1 pseudogene is annotated in these 230 nt (G+C 50.0%); it reads left to right on the top strand.

Annotated features, from left to right (window positions below):
• Positions 1-230, top strand: a pseudogene (locus CF394_RS00020) (amino acid permease); the annotation flags it as partial.

The following is a 230-nucleotide window of genomic DNA, read 5'->3' as shown; positions in this document are numbered from 1 at the left end:
ACCGCGATCGGACTTTTCATGATCTTCAAAGGATTTTCCACCCATTCGGGCACTGCCGCCTTTCACAACCTTTGGAGCCACGGCGGCATGTTTCCTAATGGACTGCACGGATTTCTCCTTTCATTCCAGATGGTTGTCTTTGCGTTTGTAGGCATCGAACTTGTGGGGCTGACAGCGGGGGAAACGAAAGATCCCGAAAAGGTCATTCCTAAAGCGATCAACAATATCCC

This window comes from Tetzosporium hominis, from assembly GCF_002265435.1.
Lineage (GTDB): Bacteria > Bacillota > Bacilli > Bacillales_A > Planococcaceae > Chryseomicrobium > Chryseomicrobium hominis.
Note: the sequence above shows the minus strand (reverse complement) of the source record. Positions and strands in the feature narration are given on the sequence as shown.